This is a genomic window from Terribium retamae (assembly GCF_022347545.1).
In the GTDB taxonomy this organism is placed as follows: domain Bacteria; phylum Pseudomonadota; class Alphaproteobacteria; order Rhizobiales; family Rhizobiaceae; genus Mesorhizobium; species Mesorhizobium retamae.
This window is the reverse complement of record NZ_JAKREW010000012.1, coordinates 94,377-111,126: the sequence shown is the minus strand read 5'-3', so window position 1 is coordinate 111,126 and position 16,750 is coordinate 94,377. Positions and strand designations below refer to the sequence as shown.

Genomic DNA, 16,750 nt, shown 5'->3' with positions numbered 1-16,750 from the left:
TCACGATGCGTTGCCGGAGCCGCGGATCAAATCCGCCATCATAGAGGCGCGCTGGCGAGAATTGCCCGGTGCGCCCTCATCGGCCGAGATCTGTTCGAACAGCTTCAGCGCGTCCTTCGACTTGCCTTCCTTCCAAGCAGCGAGGCCGAGGGCCTCGCGCGCCGTATGGCGTAGCGGGTTGGTATCCGCGGTCAGCGCTTCGACGCGGCTGGAGACGTCGGCAAAGCTGCCGTGATCGACAAGGAGCAGCCCGGCACGCAGACGGGCCATATCGCGCAGCGGAGCAGGAATGGCGCCGTCGGCAGCGACATCGTCGAAATCCTTCACTGCGCCGTCGAAGTCGCCCTTGTCGGCCTTGACGGTGGCAGCACGCATGCGCGCCAGCAGCGGATAAGCGCCATAGCCATCCTTTTCCAACTGGGAAAGCGCGGTCAGCGCTTCGTCCTGCTTGCCGTCATTGGCAAGCTTCAACGCCTGTGAGAAGGCGTCGCCGGAACGGTTGGCACGGCTGGTATCCCAATAGCGATAGCCCACGAAGGCTGCCGTGCCGAGCACGATAAGCACGGCGGCTCCAATCAGGATCGGGCCGAAGCGATCCCACAGCGCCTTGGCACGGTCGCTGCGTATCTCTTCGTTGACTTCGCGGATAAAACTGTCGTCGGACATCAATCAAACCGTTGCCGCTCGGCAAATGAAGCCGAGCCAAAAGATGAGCCCCGCCTTGTAGCGGAATTTTGTCAGCATGGAAGGGGGGAGCCGGAAAATCGGCATCTTGCCCGCGGGGAAGAACCTACCGACGCCATATTTCAGGACTAGCGGACAGCCATCACCATTGCCCGAGCCGCATATATCCCCTATCCATCTGGATGAATTGTAGTTTTTCGTATCAACGATGCCCAGTCCGTTCCGTGTTCTTGCGTATTCCAGCCTGATCGCCGTCATCGCGACGGCGACGTTTGCCGATCCGCCACGATCGCAGGGGCCGGCAGCTCCAAAGCAGGTTGTCATCATCTCCTTCGACAATGCGCGCGACATCACGCAATGGAAACGCAGCCGTGCGCTCGCGCAGCGCACCGGCGCGCATTTCAGCTATTTCCTGTCCTGCGTCTTTCTGCTGTCGAAGGAGACCCGCAAGGACTACGTCACGCCGCCCAAGGGAACCGGCAAGTCGAACATCGGCTTCGCCGCCTCCAAGGAAGAGGTGGCGGAGCGGTTGGAGCAAATCAACCTTGCGGTGGCGGAAGGGCATGATCTCGGCAGCCATGCCTGCGGTCATTTCGACGGCAAGGACTGGAGCAAGAGCGACTGGTTGGCTGAGCTCGCCGCCGCGCGGCGCATTCTGGAAAATGCCTACACGATCAACGGTATCGCCGCTGAGCCCGCCGGTTGGCGCGATCTGGCAAAGTCTGTGACGGGTTTCCGCGCGCCCTATCTTTCTACCGGCAAAGGTCTCTATCAGGCACTCCCTGAGGCGGGTTTCACCTATGACGCCAGTGGCGTCTCGCAAGGACCTGCCTTGCCGACGAAATCCGGCGGTATGACGCGTTTTTCGCTGCCGCTGATTCCGGAAGGGCCGAAACGGCGCCCTGTGATCGCGATGGACTACAATCTGTTCGTGCGCCACTCCGGCGGCTTCGAGCGGCCGAGCCAGGCCAAGGAATTCGAGGAACGAACCTACGAAGCCTTCCGCGCGGCTTTCGACAAGCAGTATGCCGGGCAGCGCATTCCGCTCGAACTCGGCTTCCACTTCACGCTGATGAACGACGGCACCTATTGGAACGCGCTGGAGCGTTTCGCAGGAGAAATCTGCGTGAAAGCCGATGTCGAATGCATCAGCTATCGCGACTATCTGGCCAGAAGCAAACCGACCAAGCCGGCGACCGTGGGCGGCTGAGCCGCCCACCTTTCACTCATGAGGCCGGCTGATCTTCAGGGCGCATGCCTGCACGCTCGCGGTCGAGGTAATGCTGGTCGACATCCGGCAAAGGCTCGCCGGCCAGCGTCGCTTCGAAAGCGCGCAGACGCTTGTGGATCGACTGAAGTTCGACAATCGTCGACCAGGAGTTGAGCAGGAACTGCAACGAGTTGGTGACCCGCCCAAAGGCGTTGGAGATCTGGCTGAACACGCCGAACGTTATCTTATGCGCCACCAGAGACGGGCCGAGGATCAGACCGGAGTAGATATTGTCCGCCTGCAAGTAGGTGTAGCGAACGATGTTGAAATAGACATAGTGTCCATAGAGCCGGAAATAGTTGCGCCGGACGTTGGCAAACAATTCCCTGGTGGTGGCAGGCTGTGCCCTGTCGGCATGATCCTCGCCATAGACGAGTTCCTTGCGGTAAGCCGCTTCGACGCGCTGGTTGCGGAACTGCAAGCCGGGCAGTTTGATACCCGCCAGCATCACCGCAATGGTACCGAAAAAGCACCAGGCCAAGGCCGCTACAACGAGCGGTTGGGGGATGGCGCCTACCAGCGGCAACTCCGTGATGTGCTGTTGCAATTGGATCAGAACGGGCAGGAAAGCGATCAGCGTCATGATTGACTGCACGAACGAAGAACCCAGGTCTTCCATGATCTGCGAAAAGCGCATCGTGTCTTCCTGAACGCGTTGCGCAGCACCTTCGATGTGACGCAACTTATCCCAGTTCGCCATGAAGTAATCGTTCATCGCCGTGCGCCAGCGGAAAATCCAATGCTGAACGATGAAGACATTGATGACCTGCACGTTCATGCCGACCAAAGCCAGCCACGCGAAGCTCGCTATTCCCCAATAATACTCTGCATTGGTCGACTGCTTTGTCCCCGACATCAGGCCCTGGACGTAATCGTAAAAAGGCCCGTACCAGTTGTTCACGGCCACACTCACCTGCACGGTGAAATAGATCAGGAACAGGATCAGTGACGTGACGAGGATCGACCAATTCTGCCAGGGGTGAGGTGCGAACCAGGCCCAGAATGCGTAGAAGATAAGAACGCTTATCGCATAGTAGATGTAGAACCACAGGAACGGCTTCGACCAGAACACGCTGATGCCGATGATCGCTGGCGCCGCGGGATCAGCAGGTCCAAGTCCGAATACTGAACCAAATTGCTGCCCGCCGAAAAACCACAACAAGATCAGGAAAAGCGACCACGCCGCAGCCGAAAGGAAAAATAGCTTCGGCCTTGGAAAGAAAGATACGAACACGTTTGCCTGCCCCCAGATGATGCGCAAGTGCGATTCGAAAGCATCAAGTCACAGTTTTTGCGGCAAAGGAATGGTGAGAGGGCTCGCCGGCGAATTACATTTTCGTCACGTTGAAGAGCGGGTTTGTTCCCGGACTTGTTGTTTGACGTCGTGGCCTGCCGACCAGACTATCGCCGCCGAGATGACCAGAACCACAGCCGCGGCAATCGACGGCACGAAGAAACTGCCGCCGAAACGCTCTGCCAGCACACCTGCCACCAGAGGGCCGATCAGTTGGCCGATGCCGAAACTCGCGGTCATCAGCGCGAAGGCCCGGCGCGGGGCCTGCGGCGACAGCAGCCTGCCCGCCTGCAAGCCGAGCGCAGTGATGGCAATGAACGTGCAGCCGAGAAAGAAACCGCCCAGCAACGGCCCTATCGGCAAGCTCAGCGCCACGCTGGCTGTCACCCCCACCGCCTCGACCAGAGACGCCAAGGCATAAGCTATGTAGAGGCCGGTCCTGCCGGCAATCTTCTGCCATAACCAGATCGAAGGCATTCCGGCGAGACCCGTCACCATCCAGACCATTGCCTCAAAGGTGCGGCTGCCGCCGCCCTGGCGCACGATAGCCACGAGGAAGGTGGCTGTGACGATGTAGCCGAGGCCGAACATGCCGTAGGCAATGGTGATTTTCACCAACGGGGCGCTCCAGTTCAAAGCCTGTTCCCGCCCCGACCCGCTGGCCAACGCCGGGCCACGATCGATCATCAAGGCCGTCATGATGAAGCCCACGAGGGACAGGGCCGCCGCCACCATCCAGCCTGCGACCCAGGTGGCATGGCTGCTCACCAGCAGCGCCATCATCAGGGAAGAGCCGGCAATGCCGAGGCCGACACCACTGAAATGCAGTGCCTGCAGCCCGTTGCGGCCAGCGACAGCGAGATGGCTGAAGACGATCGCCGCAAGGAAGACGATGACGAAAGCACTGGCAACACCGGCCAGGAACCGGATGACAAGAAAAGCCGGGGTCGAATCCGTCAATCCCATCAGCCCGGTCAGCACGCCACTGGAGGCCAGTGCGCCCAGCATGACGACGCGCTCGCGTCCATGCGCCCAGCCACCAGCCGCGGCGAATGCACCGATCAGGTAACCGAGATAATTGGATGAGGCGATCAAGCCGGCGTCGCCCGCCGACAGATGGAGTTCTTCCATCATGCCGGGCAGGATCGGCGTATAAACGAAACGGCCGATACCCATGGCGACCGCCATGGCGATCATGCCGGCAAGAGCGAAACGTAACGGAGAGGCCGAGGTTTCCTTCATTGCAGCGCACAATAAAACTGTGCGGCTGCGTGGCAACGCGTTTTGCTTAGGCCAGTTGTATCAAGCACCGCTGGGGGTTGCGGTCTCGAAAGCGGTCCGCCGCGCTGTCAACCTGAATGGCATGTCACCCAGTTCACGCTCCGACATGGCGTCGAGAACCGGATGCGAAAGCGGATCGCGCATCCAGCCTGCATTGTCCCCTTCGGTTGGGTAAGACAGCAACTCCCTGAACGGATTCAACAAGGAGAAAAGCGTCATGGCGGCAACTCCTCTTTCTGAAAGGAATTTTGCCATCAAACCGCATGGTTTCAATTGAGATTTGCATCGCTAGAGTTTAGAAAAACTTCATGGCTGCCTTGAACCGAATCCACCTCAACGGCCTGCGTGCCGTGGAGGCCGTCGCACGACTAGGCTCGCTTTCAGCAGCGGCCGGAGAGCTAGGCGTTTCGCCAAGCGCCGTCAGCCAGCAGATCAACCGCACAGAAAGACAGCTAGGGCTCGCGCTGTTCGAACGAACGCCGTCGGGACTTGTTCTGACCGATTTCGGCAACCAGTTCGCGACGCGCCTGGGCAAAGGTTTTCGCGAACTGACGCAAGCCGTCGCCCTGGCGGACGATGCCTCACGCTGCACGCTGGTGGTCTCGGTGGCGCCGGCCTTCGCGTCGAAGTGGCTGATGCCGAGGCTGTCGCGGCATTTCACGCGCTACCCCAATGTGCTCTTGCGCATCGATGCTTCGGTCCGGCTGGTCGATCCCGGCAATTCCGAGGTCGATATCGGCATCCGGCTCGGCGACGGCAGATGGCCCGGCCTGCATGCGGAACTCTTGTTGGCGCAAGAGATCTTCCCGGTTTGCGCACCATCGATCGCAGCGAAGTTGAAGACGCCTGCCGATCTCGCCAATGCCTATGCGATCACCGACGAGCGCACGATGATCGCCTGGGAGAACTGGTTCAGAGCCGCCGGCACCGAACCGGTGACTTTGCTCAAGGGCGCTTCCTTTACCGATCCGATGCTGTGCCTGGAATCGACCATTGCCGGCCATGGCGTCATGCTGGGCTGGCAGTTGTTGTGTGCCGATGCTCTGGCTGACGGCCGTCTCGTTGCTCCCTTCGGTGTGCGTGCGCCGAGTGGACTCGGCTATTGGATGGTAACGGCTCCCGACGAGCCGGAAAGCCGCAAGGTGCGCGACTTCAAGGCGTGGCTGCGCGAAGAGATCGAGGTGACCATGGCGACATTCTCCACGCCTAGTGAGCGTGCCATCGCCTGAGGACCAATGGTCTAATGTGGAAAGCGACGCGCTGGCGGTCTATGTAGGATGACATCACCAACAGCCGAGGCCAGACCATGACATCCCACGCCCGCGATTTTCCCGCTGCCATCGATCCGGTTAAGCTCGAGCGCCTGGCGGAAGTGGTCGTCAAGGTTGGCTTGCAGCTGCAACCCGGCCAGGACCTGGTGCTGACGTCCTCGATTGCCGCGCTGCCGCTGACCCGCAAAATAGTCGAGCACGCCTACAAGGCCGGCGCCGGGCTGGTGACGCCGATCTTCAACGATGACGAGATCACGCTCGCCCGGTTCCGCTACGGGGCCGACGCCGGTTTCGACCGCGCTGCCGGCTGGCTCTACGAAGGCATGGCCAAGGCCTTCTCCAACAATGCCGCGCGGCTTGCGGTGCGCGGCGACGACCCGTCACTACTGTCGGCCCAGGATCCGGCCAAGGTCTCGCGCGCCAACAAGGCAAACTCGATCGCCTACCAGCCGGCCCTGGAAAAGATCACCGGCTTCGACATCAACTGGAACATCGTCGCCTATCCGGAACTCGCTTGGGCAAAGCAGGTCTTCCCTGGTGAAACAGACGACGTCGCGGTGGCCAAGCTGGCGGACGCGATCTTTGCGGCCAGCCGCGTCGACAATGATGATCCGATCGGCGCCTGGAAGACCCACAACGCCGCGCTGGCCGAACGCACGAAATGGCTGAACGGACACAATTTCCATGCCTTGCACTTCAGGGGTCCGGGCACCGATTTGACCGTCGGCCTCGCCGACGGGCACGAATGGATGGGCGGCGCCTCGACCGCCAAGAACGGCATCACCTGCAATCCGAACATCCCGACCGAGGAAGTCTTCACCACACCGCATGCGCAGCGCGTCACCGGCCACGTCTCCTCGACCAAGCCGCTGTCCTACCAGGGCACGCTGATCGACGAGATTTCGGTGCGGTTCGAGGAAGGCCGCATCGTGGAAGCAAAGGCTGCCAAAGGCCAGGATGTGTTGCAGAAGGTGCTGGACACCGACGAAGGCGCGCGCCGGCTGGGCGAAGTGGCGCTTGTGCCGCACTCCTCGCCGATCTCGGCAAGCGGCATCCTGTTTTATAACACGCTGTTCGACGAAAACGCCTCGTGCCATATCGCGCTCGGCCAATGCTATTCGAAGTGTTTCGTGGGTGGCGACAAGCTCTCGCAGGACGAGATCGCAGCGCGTGGCGGCAACAAGAGCTTCATCCACATCGACTGGATGATCGGCTCCGACAAGGTCGACATCGACGGCGTCAACAAGGACGGCAGCACCGTGCCGGTGATGCGCAAGGGCGAGTGGGCGTGATCCGCTGACCGAAGTTTTGCATGGTGCGTCCTTCGAGGCTCGCCCGCATGATTTTTATTCATCTTTCCAACGCTTTGCGGGCTCGCACCTCAGGATGAGGACCGTTTGTGCCAGTCGATCGACAATTCTGAAACGTCTCAGAACTTGGGTGTCGTTGCACCAACGGTCCTCATCCTGAGGTGCGAGCCCGCAAAGCGTTGGAAAGGCTGTAAAAACCAAACGGGGCGAGCCTCGAAAATCAACCGAGCTCGCGCTCGTAGACATCCGGCTTGAAACCAACGAGCAGGCGGTCGCCCAGATCGAGCACCGGACGCTTGATCATCGTCGGGCTGGCCAGCATCAGCGCCTTGGCTTTCCCGGCGTCGAGGCCCTGCTTCTTGTCGTCCGGCAATTCCCTGAAGGTTGTGCTCGCCTTATTAAGCAGCACTTCCCAGCCAAGCTTGTCGATCCAGCCCTGGAGGCGATCAGGCTCGATGCCCGAGGCGCGATAGTCATGGAAAGCGTAGCCGACCTTATGGCCCTCCAGCCAGACGCGCGCCTTCTTGATCGTGTCGCAGTTCGGGATGCCGTACATGGTGATGGTCAAGGCGAAGTTCCTCAGATCGTGATTTGGGATCGAGTAGCCGATTCGCGGCGTGGGAACCGCATCGAAGTTGCTACTCTCGCCCGCTTGCGGAGAGAGACGTCCGGCAGACAGTGAGGGGCAGAGCCCGCGTCCGCCGCGTGGTGCTGCCCCTCATCCGCCCTTCGGGCACCTTCTCCCCGTAGGACGGGGAGAAGGAAGAAACGCTACTCGCCGTAGGGCACCCAGATGTTCTTCACCTGGACGGCACGGGCTAGAAACTCCCTGCCCTCGCCCTGGCGCGCGTCATACCAGTCACGCTGGACGGTTTCGGTCCAGACCTGCTTGAGGTTGCCGGTCGAGGCCTTCTCGATCTTCGCCGCCGCGTCGCGGCCGCCGAAATACCAGATGGCATCGACTTCCTCGTGCTTGGCGAGTTCAAGCGCCAGCGCGTCACGATCGCCGGTGACGATGTTGACGACACCGTCCGGCACATCGGACGTCTCGAGCACCTGGTAGAAGTCGGTAGCGGCAAGCGCCTGGCGCGACGACGGCAGCACGACAACCCGGTTGCCCATAGCGATCGTCGGCGCGAAGGTCGAGACGAAACCGAGCAGGCCATGGTCTTCCGGGCAGGCGATGCCCAGGACACCGACCGGCTCGTTCACGGCGAGCGCCACGCCGCGCAGCGGCGGCTTGTGCACCGCGCCTTCGAACTTGTCGGCCCAGGCGCCGTAGGAGAACAGGCGCGACACGGAGGTTGCAACTTCCCTGGCGGCATCCTGCTTGCGCTTGCCGGTCATCGCGGCAAGACGATCGGCGAATTCGCCCGAGCGCGCATCCAGATTCTCGGCAATGTAGTAGAGGATCTGCGCGCGGCTGTGCTCGGCAGTCGTCGCCCAGCCGGTCGCCTTGCGTGCGGCTTCCACGGCGTTGCGGATATCCTTGCGGTTGCCATCGCCAACCTCGCCGACCAACGCGCCGGAAGGCGAAACGATCGGACGCGAATAACCGCCATCCGGCCTCGCCTGCTTGCCACCGACATAGAGTTTCGCGGTGCGGTCGATGAAGCCTGTCGAGACGACATCGCCATTGGGCTCGACCACAGGCAGGACAGCGATCGGCTTGGCCTTGGCCAGCCATTTCGGCTTGCAATAGGCCGCCAGGCCTTCGCGCCCGCCCTCGCGGCCATAGCCGGATTCCTTGTAACCGCCGAAGCCGACGCCGGCATCGAACATGTTGGTGCCGTTGACCCAGACGACGCCGCATTTCAGCTTCGGCGCAATGTCCAGCGCCAGCGAGAGCGTCTCCGACCAGATCGAGGCAGCAAGCCCGTATTCGGTGTTGTTGGCGAGTTCGACCGCTTCAGCCGGGGTGCGGAAGGTGGTGGCTACGAGCACCGGCCCGAATATCTCGACGCGCGAGACGGTGGCAGCCGGGTGCACTCCGGTGAGCAGCGTCGGCGGGTAAAAACATCCTTTGGCCGGCACGCCCGATTTGGGTTGGCGCAGGACGGCACCTTCCTTGACGCCGACATCGACCAGTTCACGGATGCGCGCCAACTGCACCGGATGCACGATAGCGCCTATATCGATCGCCTTGTCGAGCGGATCGCCGACGCGCAATGTCTCCATGCGGGCCACCAGCTTGGCTATGAAACGCGCCTGCACGCTTTCCTGCACCAGCAGGCGAGAACCGGCGCAGCAGACCTGGCCCTGGTTGAACCAGATCGCGTCGACGACCCCTTCCACCGCGGCATCCAAGTCGGCATCGTCAAAGACGATAAACGGCGATTTGCCGCCGAGCTCGAGGGTCAGGCTCTTGCCCGATCCGGCCGTGGCCTCACGAATGCGGCGGCCGACCTCGGTCGAGCCAGTGAAGGCTATCTTGGCAACGCCCGGATGATTGACGATGGCCTCGCCGGTGGCGCCGTCGCCGGTGACGATGTTGACGACACCTTCGGGCAGACCGGCCTTCTGGCAGATCTCGGCGAACAAAAGTGCGGTCAGCGAGGTGTATTCGGCAGGCTTCAGCACCACCGTGTTGCCGAGCGCGATCGCCGGCGCGATCTTCCAAGCCAGCATCAGCAGCGGGAAGTTCCAAGGGATGATCTGGCCGCAGACGCCGAGCGGTTCCTTGTCGGCCAGTTCGCCCTCCATCAGCTGCGCCCAGCCGGCATGATGATAGAAATGGCGGGTGACCAGGGGGATGTCGATGTCGCGGGTTTCGCGTATCGGCTTGCCGTTGTCGAGCGTTTCCACCACCGCGAACAGACGACTGTGGCGCTGGATGAGCCGGGCGATGGCATAGAGGTAACGAGCGCGCACATGGCCGGGCAGTGCAGCCCATCCGGGCTGCGCCTTGGCGGCGGCCTTGACCGCGGCGTCAACATCGGCGGCATTAGCCTGAGCCAGCCGGGTCAGCACCTCGCCGCTGGATGGCGACGTGGTTTCGAAGCTCTCGTCCGACTTGGCCTTCTTCCAGGCCCCGCCGATGAACAGTTTGGTTTCACTACCCAGCCCCTTGACCCAGGCGCGGGCTTCCTTGTCGCTCTCCGGCGCCGGTCCGTATTCCATCGTGTCCAGGATTTCTGCGATCGACATGGAAGACCCCTTACGCCATGGCGTGGTGGCTGAAGGCCGCGTAACGACCCGTGACATAGTGTTCGAGCTGGCGCTCGATATCGGCGAGCAAGGACGAGGCGCCGAAGCGGAACAGGTTGGGCTGCAGCCAGTCGTTGCCGAGTTCTTCCTTCATCAGCGCCAGATAGGCCATCGCGTCCTTGGCGGTGGAGATACCACCGGCGGGCTTGTAGCCGACGACGTGGCCGGTCATCTCGCGATAATCGCGGATGGCACGGATCATGACCAGCGTGACCGGCAGCGTTGCATTGATCGCCTCCTTGCCGGTCGAGGTCTTGATGAAATCGGAACCCGCCATCATCGACACCCAGGATGCACGGGCGACATTGCGCAAGGTCTGCAAATCGCCCGTGGCCAGGATCGTCTTCATATGCGCTTTCCCGCAGGCTTCCTTGCAGGCCTTCACCTCGTCATAAAGCGCCTGCCAGTTGCCGGTCAGCACATGTTCGCGCGTGATGACGATATCGATCTCCTCAGCACCGTCGGCAACGGAAGCCTCGATCTCCTTGAGCCGCGTGTCGAGCGGCGAAAGGCCGGCCGGAAAGCCGGTAGAAACGGCGGCAACTGGGATACCTGAGCCCTGCAGCGCGTCGACCGCAGTGGCGACGAAACGATGATAAACGCAGACGGCACCGGTGGTGATGGTGCGGTCACCGAGGCCGAGTGCTTCCTGCAGATCGGTGCGCAACGGCTGGCGCGCTTTGGCGCAGAGCCTGCGCACGCGGCCGGCGGTGTCGTCGCCGTTCAGCGTGGTGAGATCGATGCACTGCAGCGCGCGCACCAGCCAGGCGGCCTGCCACTCCTTCTTCACCGTACGGCGCCCACCGAGCGACGAGGTGCGCCGTTCGGCGGCACTCAGGTTGACGCGGACAGCCTCGATCGGATCCAGGGAAAATGGTATCGGCGGGTTATAAGGATGCGGCTGGTTGGCGAAGGCGGCAGCGCCGACCGCCTGGCCACCTCGGTGTTTGTCGACGACATTCATCTCGCACCTCCCATACGCCCGGGCGGTGACAGCAGAAGACGACCGCGCCGAAACGCCCATATTGCGCGAATCGCGAAGCCCGCCAAGGCTCAATCGGTCTTGGCGGGAGGGGCCGTGTCGGGATTTCGGCTGGTTGACGTTGCGGTGTAGTGCGTCCTTCGAGGCTCGCCCTCGTGGGATTTTACCAGTATTTTCAACGCTCTGCAGGCTCGCACCTCAGAATGAGGACCGTTGTGTGGTGCCACCCCAGACGAAGGCGTTACGGTACAAGAGAGGTTCGCGCCAACCTGCCTCATCCTGAGGTGCTCGCCGCAAAACGCTGGAAGAAAGGCAAAAAATCATGTGGGCGAGCCTCGAAGGACGCACGCCCTCCCAGCGCTACTTCCGCTCTGGAAACAGCGCCGCCAGCCCGTCGCGGGAAGCCTTGGCGACACCGCGCTCGGTGATCAGGCCGGTGACGAGGCGGGCCGGCGTCACGTCGAAGGCCGGGTTGCCGGCAGGCGACGCCTCCGGAGATACGCGCACGCGGGCGATCTCGCCGGTTTCGGTCTTGCCCTGGACGTAGGAGACTTCCTCGCCGGAACGCTCTTCGATCGGGATCTCGGTCAGCCCGTCGGACACAGTCCAGTCGATGGTCGGCGACGGCAGCGCGACATAGAACGGAATGTCGTTGTCTTTGGCTGCGAGTGCCTTCAGGTAGGTGCCGATCTTGTTGCAGACATCGCCATTGGCGGTGGTGCGATCGGTGCCGACGATGACCATGTCGACCTCGCCATGCTGCATCAGGTGACCGCCGGCATTGTCGACAATCAAGGTGTGTGGCACGCCGTGCCCGGCCATCTCCCAAGCTGTGAGCTGGGCGCCCTGGTTGCGCGGGCGCGTCTCATCGACATAGACGTGGATCGGGATGCCTGCCTCGGCCGCCAGATAGATCGGGGCCGTAGCGGTGCCGTAGTCGACCGTCGCCAGCCAGCCGGCATTGCAATGAGTGAGGATGTTGACGCGCTCGCCCGGCTTCTTCCTGGCTGCGATCTCCTTGATGATGGCAAGGCCGTTGCCGCCGATCGAGCGGTTGAGCTCGACATCCTCGTCAGCGATCTCGGCGGCGCGCTTGTAGGCCGCAGCGATACGCTCGGAAACCGGCAGCGGCTTCAACAGCTTTCGCATCTCATCGAGCGCCCAGCGCAGGTTGATCGCCGTCGGGCGCGTCTCGTGGAGCTTTTCCCACGCGGCATCGAGGGCAGCATCCGATGCGTCAGCCTGCATCTGGATCGCCATGCCATAGGCCGCGGTGACGCCGATCAGCGGTGCGCCGCGCACCCACATGTCACGGATGGCGACCGCGACATCCTCCACCGTCGACAATGTGACGACGCGGAATTCATGCGGCAGCCAACGCTGGTCGATGATGTCGACGGAACGGCCGTCTTCGTTCAGCCAGATGGTGCGAAAATGCTTGCCGCCGACGTTCACGCGTATGCTCCTTTTTCGATCAGCGCGGCGAACGCGTTGACCTCTTCGATGCTGTGGATGGCGCGGCGGTTGACCGCGATGTGGCGACCGAAACGCAGTGCCTTGGCCTCGCAGACGGCCCGCTTCGCTTCATCCTCGATGGTCTCGAAATCCGCATTGTGGGCGAGACCAAGGATGCGTCGATGGCATTCGACGCCGGCGAAACCCAGAAGATCCTGCCAGATATCATGCAGCACGCGATCAAGTGCCTGCTCGGCTCCAAGCGGATCACCGCGATCCTCGAACAGGCTGCGTGCGTAGAGCATGCCGGAGCGCTCGCTCCGCCAGAGACGGGAGAACTCGGTGCGGAAGACCGCCCAAATCGAGGTGATCGTTTCCAGCAGATAAGCGCGCATGCTTTCGCGCGAGCCGTCCTGTTCGTGGCCGCTCTGCGAAAAGTAAGACATCCAGAAATTCGCCAGCATCATGCCGACGTCGAAAGCCATCGGCCCATAGAAGGCGAATTCAGGATCGATGACGCGCGTGTCGGTGTCGGTCACCATGACGGAACCGGTGTGCAGGTCGCCATGCAGCAAGGTTTCGGCGTTGGCCGCGAAAAGATGTTTGAGGCGCTGTGCTTCGACCTTGAGGTCGCGGTCGGCCCGCAATTCGGCAACCAGCGGTTCGAGAGCCGGCGTGTAATGGTTCAGCTTCGCCTCGAAATAGGGATCGGTAAACACCAGGTTTTCGGTGATGTCGCACAGCTCGACATTGTCTGCGAACAGAGCCAGGTCAGCCTTGCGATCGCGCGCGGCCATATGCAGGTCCGAGCCACGGAACAGAGTGCGGGCGACGAACAGGCCGAGATCCACGCCGATGCGCGGCAATTCGCGACCGGCGATCAGCTCCTTACGGAGGATGATGTGCGGCGTCAAATATTCCATGACGATCAACGCCTGCGCTTCGTCGAAATGCAGCACCGCCGGCACCGTGCCCTTGCCGGCGCGTGCCTCCTGCCTGATCAGCGCATGATATTCGAAGAAGGAGCGCTTCAGCGGCAGAGGCCAGCTTTCGCCCACCAACCTGACATAGGGCAGCGCCTGCTTGACGACAACCGAACCGGTTGAGCCCTCGACGATGAAGACGAGGTTCAAATTGCCGTCGCCGACCTCGCGTACACGCCAGGCTGAAACATCGTCGCCGAGGTGATCGGTCAATGCCGCCAGCGCACCAAGCCGCCCAGGCAAAGTTTCGACCGTCAGCGCCTCGAACGAAGCATTTTTTGCCATGTCGGCCTCCCGATCCGCGTCCCCGTTTCTGTTAGCGAACGGTCATGACAGGTAAAAGGCTAGGAACCATTCTGTCATTTGTCAATCGTGTTGACAAATGACGAGATTGTTCCTAGCGTCGGGGTCAAGGAGGAGAATATGGCCGCAGAAGCCGTGTTCCGCATCGCGGATCTGAAGAAATCCTTCGGCCCGATCCAAGTTCTTGGCGGCGTCAGCCTCGACCTGCATCCAGGCGAGGTGACGGTGCTGATGGGCGCCAATGGAGCGGGCAAGTCGACGTTGGTGAAAGTCATCAGCGGCGTCCATTCGCGTGATGGCGGCGCCATGACCTTGGGCGCCGCCGACTTCGCTCCAAAGACCCCCGCTGAAGCCATTCGCGCCGGCGTCGTCACCGTGCACCAGAACATCAATGACGGCGTGGTCGCCGCGCTCGATGTCGGCACCAATCTGACGCTCGACCGTCTCAGCGGCAAAGGCCAGCCTCTCCTTTTCAACCCTCGACGCGTGCAGCGCGAAGCGCGCGCCGTCGCCGAGCGCATGGGACTGGACATCGACCTTAGCGCCTCGATCGGGGACCTCACGCTGGCTGACCGCCAGATGGTGGCGATCGCCCGAGCCATGGCGCATGAGCCGAAGGTGCTGATCCTCGACGAGCCGACCTCCTCGCTTTCCAGCGCAGAGGCCAACCGCCTGTTCGCGCTCGTCGACCGGCTTAAGTCTCACGGCGTCGCCATCCTCTACATCTCGCACCGCATGTCGGACATCCGCCGCCTGGCCGACCGCATCGTCTCGCTCCGCGATGGCCAGATCGTCGGCACGTTCGATAAGAAGCCGCTCGACTATGAAGGCGCGGTCAATGCCATGCTGGGCCGCAAGGTTCATCAAAGTGCCTTCGCCGCCAATGTGGGCGGCAAGACGATCTTCACTGCCGACAATCTCGTTATAGCTGAGGATGCGAAGCCGATTTCGCTATCCCTGGGTGACGGCGAGATCGTCGCGATCACCGGCCTGGTCGGCGTCGGCAAGACGGCGCTCGCCGAAACGTTGTTCGGACTGCGTTCGCCTCTCGGCGGTTCGATGACCCTCAATGGGCGCGGCTACAATCCCCGCACGCCGACCGAAGCGATCAACGCCGGCGCATTCCTTGTCGCCAAGGATCGCAGTGAAAGCGGCATCGTCGGCGCCTTCAACATCTACGAGAATATGAGCCTGCCGTTTCTGAAGCGGATTTCGGCCTTCGGCGTGTTGCGCCGCCGTGCCGAACGCGCCATTGCCCGTCGTCAGATCGGCGAGCTGGGCATCGTCTGCCGGTCCGAGAAGGACGAGATGTCGACACTGTCGGGCGGCAACCAGCAGAAGGTGATGGTGGCGCGCTGGATGGCGCAGCCCTCTTCGCTTTTCATGCTGGACGAGCCGTTCCAGGGCGTCGACATAGCAGCAAGACGCGACATCGCCGCCAAGCTACGAGCAAGTGCCGCTGGACGCGCGACGCTGATCTTCGTCACCGAGATCGATGAGGCGGTTGAAACGGCCGACCGCATCCTGGTCATGTCGGAACACACGGTCGTCGGCGAACATAAGAACGAGCGCCTCGACATGGACCGCCTGTTGGCGGAAGTCGCCGGCCAGACGGCCCGAGGCGCCGCCTAAAAATGATGACGATAAAGGGGGCGCGAATGGCGCAGCTATACGGCATGGTCTACAGCAGAGAGGTTTGCGCCTAAATGCGTGATATTGCCGTGCGTTACGGCTTCCTTGTGCTCTTCGCGGCACTGGTCGCCTATTTTGCCTCCACCGCCGACGGCTTCGTCTCGCCGCAGAGCGCAGTGTTCATCTTCCAGTCCGTGGCGATCACCGGCATCCTGGCGCTCGGCGTGACCGCCACCCTGGTTGTCGGCGGCTTCGACCTTTCCATCGGTTCGGTGGCGACAAGCGCCATGATGGCGGCCGCCTACGTCATGGTGGTGCTGGACCAGAACGCGCTCGTCGCGGTGCTGGTCTGCCTGGCCATCGGCGTGCTGATTGGCCTGATCAACGGCTTCCTCATCGTTTATATGCGCGTACCGGACCTTCTGGCCACGCTCGGCATGATGTTCCTGCTGCTGGGCCTGCAGCGCATCCCGACCGAAGGCCGCTCGATCGCAGCAGGCATGACGATGCCAGACGGCTCGGTCGCGCCCGGCAAGTTCAGCGCGGCCTTCCTGGCGCTCGGCCGCCACCGCTTCGATTTCTTCGCACCGAACCTTGTCCCGGTTTCTGTCGTGGTGTTGGTGGTGCTGGCTGTGGCGATCTGGTTCTTCCTCGAATACACGCGCTTCGGGCGCATGATGTATGCGGTCGGCTCCAACGAGCGCGCGGCCGAACTCGCCGGCGCACCTGTCAAGGCATACAAGATCTGGGCCTACGTCATTTCCGGCATATTCGCCTCAATCGGCGGGATTTTGCTCGCTGCCCGGCTTGGACGCGGCGACATCGCCTCGGGTAACAATCTGTTGCTGGACGCGGTTGCGGCGGCGCTGATCGGTTTCGCCGTGCTGGGCGCCTCAAAGCCCAATGCCTTCGGCACCGCGGTCGGCGCCTTGTTCGTCGGCGTGCTCCTGCAGGGCCTGACCATGATGAACGCGCCCTACTACACCCAGGATTTCGTGAAGGGCGCTGTGCTCGTGGTCGCGCTCGTCTTCACATTTGCCTTGTCGACCAGGGCCAAAAGGTAATTGCGGCAATAACG

The 16,750-nt window shown here is 62.0% G+C and carries 14 protein-coding genes; 5 read left to right on the top strand and 9 right to left on the bottom strand.

Features of this window, described 5'->3' with window-relative positions; translation table 11 throughout:
- Positions 1 to 666 (bottom strand): tetratricopeptide repeat protein, encoded by a 666-nt coding sequence (locus tag L4923_RS14485; protein ID WP_239366195.1) that lies wholly within the window; start codon positions 664 to 666, stop codon positions 1 to 3.
- A 226-nt stretch (positions 667 to 892) separates the two neighbouring features.
- On the opposite strand from L4923_RS14485, the gene L4923_RS14480 reads away from it, so the two are divergent.
- Positions 893 to 1,894 (top strand): polysaccharide deacetylase family protein, encoded by a 1,002-nt coding sequence (locus L4923_RS14480; protein WP_239366194.1) that lies wholly within the window; start codon positions 893 to 895, stop codon positions 1,892 to 1,894.
- Between the two features lie 16 nt (positions 1,895 to 1,910).
- Here L4923_RS14480 and sbmA read toward each other — a convergent pair whose 3' ends face one another.
- The 3 genes from sbmA to L4923_RS14465 form a co-directional block, all read right to left on the bottom strand.
- Positions 1,911 to 3,188 (bottom strand): peptide antibiotic transporter SbmA, encoded by a 1,278-nt coding sequence (gene sbmA, locus L4923_RS14475; protein WP_239366193.1) that lies wholly within the window; start codon positions 3,186 to 3,188, stop codon positions 1,911 to 1,913.
- 105 nt (positions 3,189 to 3,293) lie between these two features.
- Positions 3,294 to 4,490, bottom strand: coding sequence for a YbfB/YjiJ family MFS transporter (locus tag L4923_RS14470; RefSeq protein WP_239366192.1), 1,197 nt, complete (start codon positions 4,488 to 4,490; stop codon positions 3,294 to 3,296).
- 60 nt (positions 4,491 to 4,550) lie between these two features.
- A complete protein-coding gene (locus L4923_RS14465) occupies positions 4,551 to 4,748 on the bottom strand; it encodes a hypothetical protein (RefSeq protein ID WP_239366191.1) in 198 nt (65 codons plus the stop codon).
- An 89-nt stretch (positions 4,749 to 4,837) separates the two neighbouring features.
- Between L4923_RS14465 and L4923_RS14460 the strand changes: the two genes are divergently transcribed.
- A complete protein-coding gene (locus L4923_RS14460) occupies positions 4,838 to 5,758 on the top strand; it encodes a LysR substrate-binding domain-containing protein (RefSeq protein ID WP_239366190.1) in 921 nt (306 codons plus the stop codon).
- 77 nt (positions 5,759 to 5,835) lie between these two features.
- Entirely contained in the window at positions 5,836 to 7,092 is a 1,257-nt protein-coding gene (locus tag L4923_RS14455) for an aminopeptidase (RefSeq protein WP_239366189.1), read from the top strand.
- Positions 7,093 to 7,330: 238 nt separating this feature from the next.
- Here L4923_RS14455 and L4923_RS14450 read toward each other — a convergent pair whose 3' ends face one another.
- The 5 genes from L4923_RS14450 to mtnK form a co-directional block, all read right to left on the bottom strand.
- On the bottom strand, positions 7,331 to 7,678 hold the full coding sequence (locus L4923_RS14450; protein ID WP_239366187.1) for an ArsC family reductase: 348 nt from the start codon (positions 7,676 to 7,678) through the stop codon (positions 7,331 to 7,333).
- Between the two features lie 203 nt (positions 7,679 to 7,881).
- The gene (locus L4923_RS14445) at positions 7,882 to 10,257 is read right to left on the bottom strand and encodes an aldehyde dehydrogenase family protein (protein WP_239366185.1); all 2,376 of its coding nucleotides are present in this window, start codon (positions 10,255 to 10,257) and stop codon (positions 7,882 to 7,884) included.
- A gap of 10 nt (positions 10,258 to 10,267) precedes the next feature.
- The gene (gene deoC / locus L4923_RS14440) at positions 10,268 to 11,281 is read right to left on the bottom strand and encodes a deoxyribose-phosphate aldolase (protein WP_239366184.1); all 1,014 of its coding nucleotides are present in this window, start codon (positions 11,279 to 11,281) and stop codon (positions 10,268 to 10,270) included.
- A 378-nt stretch (positions 11,282 to 11,659) separates the two neighbouring features.
- A complete protein-coding gene (gene mtnA, locus L4923_RS14435; RefSeq protein WP_239366183.1) occupies positions 11,660 to 12,754 on the bottom strand; it encodes an S-methyl-5-thioribose-1-phosphate isomerase in 1,095 nt (364 codons plus the stop codon).
- Positions 12,751 to 14,022: an S-methyl-5-thioribose kinase gene (gene mtnK, locus L4923_RS14430; protein WP_239366182.1), complete on the bottom strand. Its 1,272-nt coding sequence runs from the start codon at positions 14,020 to 14,022 to the stop codon at positions 12,751 to 12,753. Before mtnK ends, mtnA begins: the two co-directional genes overlap by 4 nt.
- Positions 14,023 to 14,160: 138 nt before the next feature.
- Between mtnK and L4923_RS14425 the strand changes: the two genes are divergently transcribed.
- Positions 14,161 to 15,672 carry a sugar ABC transporter ATP-binding protein gene (locus L4923_RS14425; RefSeq protein ID WP_239366181.1) on the top strand — a complete coding sequence of 504 codons (1,512 nt, stop codon included), beginning with the start codon at positions 14,161 to 14,163 and terminating at the stop codon, positions 15,670 to 15,672.
- A 74-nt stretch (positions 15,673 to 15,746) separates the two neighbouring features.
- Positions 15,747 to 16,736: an ABC transporter permease gene (locus L4923_RS14420; RefSeq protein WP_239366180.1), complete on the top strand. Its 990-nt coding sequence runs from the start codon at positions 15,747 to 15,749 to the stop codon at positions 16,734 to 16,736.
- Positions 16,737 to 16,750: the final 14 nt, after the last annotated feature.